5 protein-coding genes are annotated in these 5,157 nt (G+C 53.1%); 3 read left to right on the top strand and 2 right to left on the bottom strand.

All coding sequences use genetic code 11. The annotated features are described in order from the left end of the window. The 3 genes from P8Z34_16835 to P8Z34_16825 all read left to right on the top strand — a co-directional run. The coding region (locus P8Z34_16835; GenBank protein MEJ2552339.1) for an O-antigen biosynthesis protein at positions 1 to 429 on the top strand (429 nt) is incomplete at its 5' end. Between the two features lie 75 nt (positions 430 to 504). Further along, the gene (locus P8Z34_16830; protein MEJ2552338.1) at positions 505 to 1,431 is read left to right on the top strand and encodes a glycosyltransferase family 2 protein; all 927 of its coding nucleotides are present in this window, start codon (positions 505 to 507) and stop codon (positions 1,429 to 1,431) included. Further along, on the top strand, positions 1,428 to 2,432 hold the full coding sequence (locus P8Z34_16825) for a glycosyltransferase (protein ID MEJ2552337.1): 1,005 nt from the start codon (positions 1,428 to 1,430) through the stop codon (positions 2,430 to 2,432). Before P8Z34_16830 ends, P8Z34_16825 begins: the two co-directional genes overlap by 4 nt. A 75-nt stretch (positions 2,433 to 2,507) precedes the next feature. Here the strand turns inward: P8Z34_16825 and P8Z34_16820 are convergent, their stop codons facing one another. Both P8Z34_16820 and P8Z34_16815 read right to left on the bottom strand, forming a co-directional pair. Next, the gene (locus P8Z34_16820) at positions 2,508 to 3,323 is read right to left on the bottom strand and encodes a hypothetical protein (GenBank protein ID MEJ2552336.1); all 816 of its coding nucleotides are present in this window, start codon (positions 3,321 to 3,323) and stop codon (positions 2,508 to 2,510) included. Between the two features lie 103 nt (positions 3,324 to 3,426). Continuing rightward, positions 3,427 to 5,157 (bottom strand): hypothetical protein (locus P8Z34_16815; GenBank protein ID MEJ2552335.1); only part of this gene is annotated, 1,731 nt, incomplete at its 5' end.

Genomic DNA, 5,157 nt, shown 5'->3' with positions numbered 1-5,157 from the left:
GGCTTGCGGGAAGGGGAAGAGGGGTTATTTGGCTCGACAGAGTGGTATCGGAATTATCTTGCTGTTACGGGCGCCTGCATGATGGTGCCGCGGGCTGTTTATGACGACGTCGGCGGGTACAATGAAGCTTATCAATTGGCCTTCGGGGACGTTGACTTATGTCTTCGTATCGTACAGTATAGTTACCGGGTCATGTATACGCCCTTCGCTCGTTTAATTCATCACGAAAGTGTATCCCGAGGTAGATATATCCCCACAAACGACTTGATCGAAGGGTATGCAGATTTTAAGGCACAGATAACGGCTGGCGATCCTTATTTCAACCCTAACCTATCTTATAGGCACCCTACTCCTGAATTCAGGAAGAAGACGGAAGGTCGGATCGAACTTCTTCGTAGGATTATTGCAAGGAGACTTGCTGTCGAATAATCCATTCATGCTTGGTTAATGTCAAACCCGATGTACAATTGTCTCCGATCGGCCTGATGTGGGAAAAACCTCACCATGTTTGAAAGCAAACCACCTCATCCTTCGGGTGTCTGCGGGATTCTTGTCACCTATGATCCATCCAAGGAACTTGCTAGCAATATTGCCAGCCTTTCTTCGATGGTTCCACATGTCATCATCGTCGATAATAACTCCGTACCAGAAAAATTGCACTGGATTGATTCGAATAAATCAAAACGAATTGAAATATACCGTAATCCGCAAAACCTTGGCATCGCCGCCGCACTCAATCGAGGCTTGCAACGCGCAATAGAACTGGGTTATCCATGGGCGATCACTCTTGATCAAGACAGCCGGCCAGCAGCCGGTATGGTCGCACAGCTTTGCGACGCTTATCCGCAGACGAAGGATCCCGAATGCATTGCCATCCTGGCGCCTCGGATCTTCAATCGCAGGCTGGATAAGCCGACGTATTACCTGCGCCCACGTTTCGGCCCGTTCTACGAGAGAGCTTACTGCAATACGGGCATTCTCGAATCCGTCTCGACGGTGATCACGTCAGGCTCGATGATCAACCTGAAGTATTTTGAAGAACTGGGTGGCTATCGCGAAGATTTCTTCATGGATTATGTAGACACCGAATATTGTCTGCGTGCACTCAGCCAAGGTTATACGATCATCGTCGCCTGCGACGCCCACCTGGATCATGTTCTGGGAAATCGACGGGAAGTTCGAGTAGGGAAGTTGCGGTTGTATCCCACCTTCCATCCTCCGCAGCGCTGGTATACTATCAGCCGAAATCGCATTGTCATGATACGAATGTATGCCATTCGTTTTCCGCATTGGTTCACGTATGAGATCGTTGCTTCCGGGTACACGTTGGTCCGGATGTTGTTGACGGAAGATAACCGATTAGAGAAATTGCGCGCTATCTGGCGAGGATTACTGGATGGCCTGCGCGGCAGGATGGGGGAAGCTGAATGATCTCGATCTCGATCGTAAGCCACGAGCAGAATGCGCTCGTTAACCGCTTGTTGGCGAGTTTGGCGGCATGTGAATCGCTTTCTGAATGTGAAATACTAATCACGGAAGATGTTCGCGATAGTGTTGAAATCGACGAAGAGGCGGTTGGTGCACCTATTAAACGTATCGTCAACCGCTCATCTCAAGGCTTCGCACGAAATCAGAATCAGGCATTTCAACATGCGAGTGGAGATTATTTTTGCATCCTTAATCCGGACGTTTGTTGGGTAGAGCCCTTGTTTCTGACTTTATTGGAAAAGATTGCGGCTGGTTTCTGTGATATTGTTGCCCCACTGGCTGTGGATTCTATGGGTCAGCCACAAGATTCGTTTCGAGATATGCCATCACCGGGGACCCTTTTCCTGCGTCGTATTCTGCGTCAACGTGATCAGCCTACACAGTTCGAGCGTGGCGATCTTGTCTATCCGGATTGGATCGCCGGGACTTTCATGTTGTTGACTGCGGATGTTTTTCGAGAGCTCGGAGGTTTCGACGATAGGTTTCGTATGTATTTCGAAGATGTTGATTTCTGCAGTCGGGCAACGTTGGCGGGTTATAAAATCGGCGTCGACACGAACGTTCGGATCTTCCACGAAGGACGACACCAAAGCCGAGGAATCAATAAATTCTTGCTTTGGCACCTGCAGAGCTCCTTTCGTTTCTTCAGATCTCCAGTCTACCGTGATATACGCCATTTCATGGAACAAGGTGAAACAAGAGAGACAACGCGAAAACCTATAGGTGAAGTCTCTACAAGCATTCAGAAGGAAAACATAAAGATAATTCTCTCAGCTAACACCGATTGGTACCTGAATAATTTTCGACTGCCTCTGATCAATCAGCTTCAAAGCCTGGGTGCAGAATTTGTGTTGGTCTCGCCGCCAGGGCCATTGTTTGTGAAGCTGCGCTTTTGGGTACGGGTCATTTGTCGAACAATGAATAATGGGATTATAAAGCTTTGAGTTCCGTGAACAGTCCGGTGACTTTTCCCCTAAAAGCTATTATAAATTACCAGCAAATCAACGCTTATCGTATGTTCAATCAAAATCATCCAGATTGGCCCCGATGTCGTGGCGCCGGATGGCGATGACGTCCAGGTCTTTTTCTGTGGCATACTCGAGCAGATCGAGCAGCCTGGAATAATGTGGGCCGTCGAATCGGTCGGCCATGATTGCCTTCCAATGCTGCGGATTGCTTTTCAAAACCCGCAAGTGTTTGAGCCACACCGATCGATTCAAAACCAGCAATCCGTTCGTGGATCGTCCGGATCGGCAGTAATCGACCGCTTCTTGAAGCTGGGCAAAACTGGGCGGGAGACATTCGCTCACTTCGAAAGCCGGGGGATCTTCGGAGTAGGCGAAATATCTTCCACCGTCCCAGCCAAACAAAGCATCGAAGACGTTGACGTGTTCAGTCAGCGTCGGCTTTCGATCGCCGGTATTGAAGTAGGCAATCCCCTCGATGCTAATCGGCAACGGACCCTGCCGTGTGAGCATGACGAGGGAATGATACAGTTCGATCAAATTTCGCACGTTCTTGATCGTTTTGGAGGATGGGGAACTCCCCCGCGCGGCGATATCCGATCGTAAATCAGTGCTGTATGCCGCAAGCGAAACGGAGTCCGGAACGTATTTCGCTTTCTTCAGGAGCGCCGCGACCGTGTGCCCGTCGGGAAAGACTTTCAACAACTTACTCACGTAGGGTTTAGCAGAGGTCGTTGGGGATTTCTGCGCGCCGATCTGCGAGAATGTGTCCATGAGCTCCAAGCGTGATTCTTTCCACCATCCGTTTACCTTACTCAGATCGGCCGAGAAATAGAACGTGTCATAGAAGGTTACGTCCATTTTGGGCATGATCAATCATTCTCCTTGCCGATCTTTCGACGGTACACGATCCATGCAATCACGACGCCGAGCAGTGCCCCAGCGATCGCGCCAATTTGTATTATCCCCACGTTTACCCTCCAAACAATCCGGAGAAGAAATTACCGACGGATTCGATCGCTTCTCGACCTGCTTCTTTCACGTTTTCAACGGCGCTCGAAACCGCTTCCCCGATTTTATCGCCGACCTTGCTCGCGATCTCGCCCGCATTCTCTGCAATCCCCTGCCAGGCCCGGATTCCGTCTGCCACCTTGGTGCGCAGGGGTTCTGTGATGGTATTCAGTGCGCTCGAAACTCCATAGCCCACGGCCATTCCCGCGATAAAACCGGTCACGCCGCCGATGACCGTTCCAAATCCCGGCACCACGCTGCCCACGGCCGCTCCGGCCATCGCACCGGCCCATCCAGCGGCCAGACCAGACACAGCACCGATGCCGGTATCGGTGAGAACATTGGCGCTAGCCTGGGCCCCGTCGATTTCGCCCCTACGGTAGGCAGTCACGTTGAAGACCGTGGAAAGCCCTCCCGTAATAACCGCACCGACAGCACCGGCCCTGGCTGCTGCTTTCGTCGCCAGAGAATTGGCCGCCCGCCAAAATCCCGGTTCGCGCCAGAGTTGAAACCGCCAACCGGTCATCTGCGAGGGTTTGATTCCCTGAGATACGCTTCCGGTTTGCTGGGCGAAATTCTCCGATTCGGAGTAGCTGACTCCGCTGCTGCCGCCTTGGGACGTGTTGCCGACCCGTGCTCCCAGATCCTCCGCCGCCTCGCTCGTGACAAGCATTCGTTGGTTGGAACCATATCCACTTGCCGTCTGCCCATGCCCTTGAACGGTATTCATGTAGGTTGTCTGGGGACGAGGAACGACGCGGCCGGCTTGATTGACCTTCGAGTACCCTTCAGGGACCACAGCTTTTACCTGCACGTCCGTCGCCGCCCGGCCGGGGCCTTGTAGAACCCCATCCCATTGCGAACCGATTGGTCCGAGACTCGCCCACCCATTTTGTATCACGCTTACCGGGTTGGCATTGTTTGTATATGCCCAGAGCGGCTCGTGCATGTAGCCGACATAAGCGGGATTGGGGATTTGAATGTTGCCCGGATTGAGCATACTCGTGCTGTAGCTGGAAGCGTATTCGACGGCTCGCGGGAGCGCGCTGGTCACTGCGGCTCCGCTCAAACCGATATAACCGGAAGCCGCCACGGTATTGATCGCCAGTGAGGAAGGTAACCCCGTCGACGAATGGGTTCTTTCAAGCGTTCGCTTATCGTAGGCTGCTCGGATTTGCTGCATTTTTTCAATTGGCCAACCGCCCACAAACTTCATGGCCTGGACTGCCGCCGACAACGCCGTCTGATTGGTCTGCACATCCTGCGCTGATGCTTCCACCAACGCCGCGGCTTCCGCCTCGGCTCGTGCGGCCTCCTGTTCGGCTTCCCAGCTGGCCTGTGCCGCTTTCTGCGCCCGTTCTTTCTCCAGGGCGATCTGCGATTGATTAAACTTGGCCGCCGCGCCCACATGCAGGTTGCTCGAATCCTCCGGGGGTGAGATCTCCTCGGCGCCAATATTACCCGCGTCGCTGCTTTCCCCTGTGCCGCTGCTCTCCCCGCTAAATAATTCGACCTTGGGCGGCTCGGGGGTGTTCGTGGGCTGTGAGGCGGGTTCCGACTTACCCGACGTGGAAGGCGGTTCGCTGGGTGGTTCCTCCGGCACCTCGATGCTAAGCACGCCGGATTCTTCTTCATCTTCTTCTGCTTCATCCGGCGCGGGGATGACGATCTCACCCCAGGCCGCGCCCTTGTT

This window comes from Anaerolineales bacterium (genome assembly GCA_037382465.1).
GTDB lineage: Bacteria > Chloroflexota > Anaerolineae > Anaerolineales > E44-bin32 > WVZH01.
The sequence above is the reverse complement of the archived record's forward strand: the minus strand, read 5'-3'. Positions and strand labels throughout refer to the sequence as shown.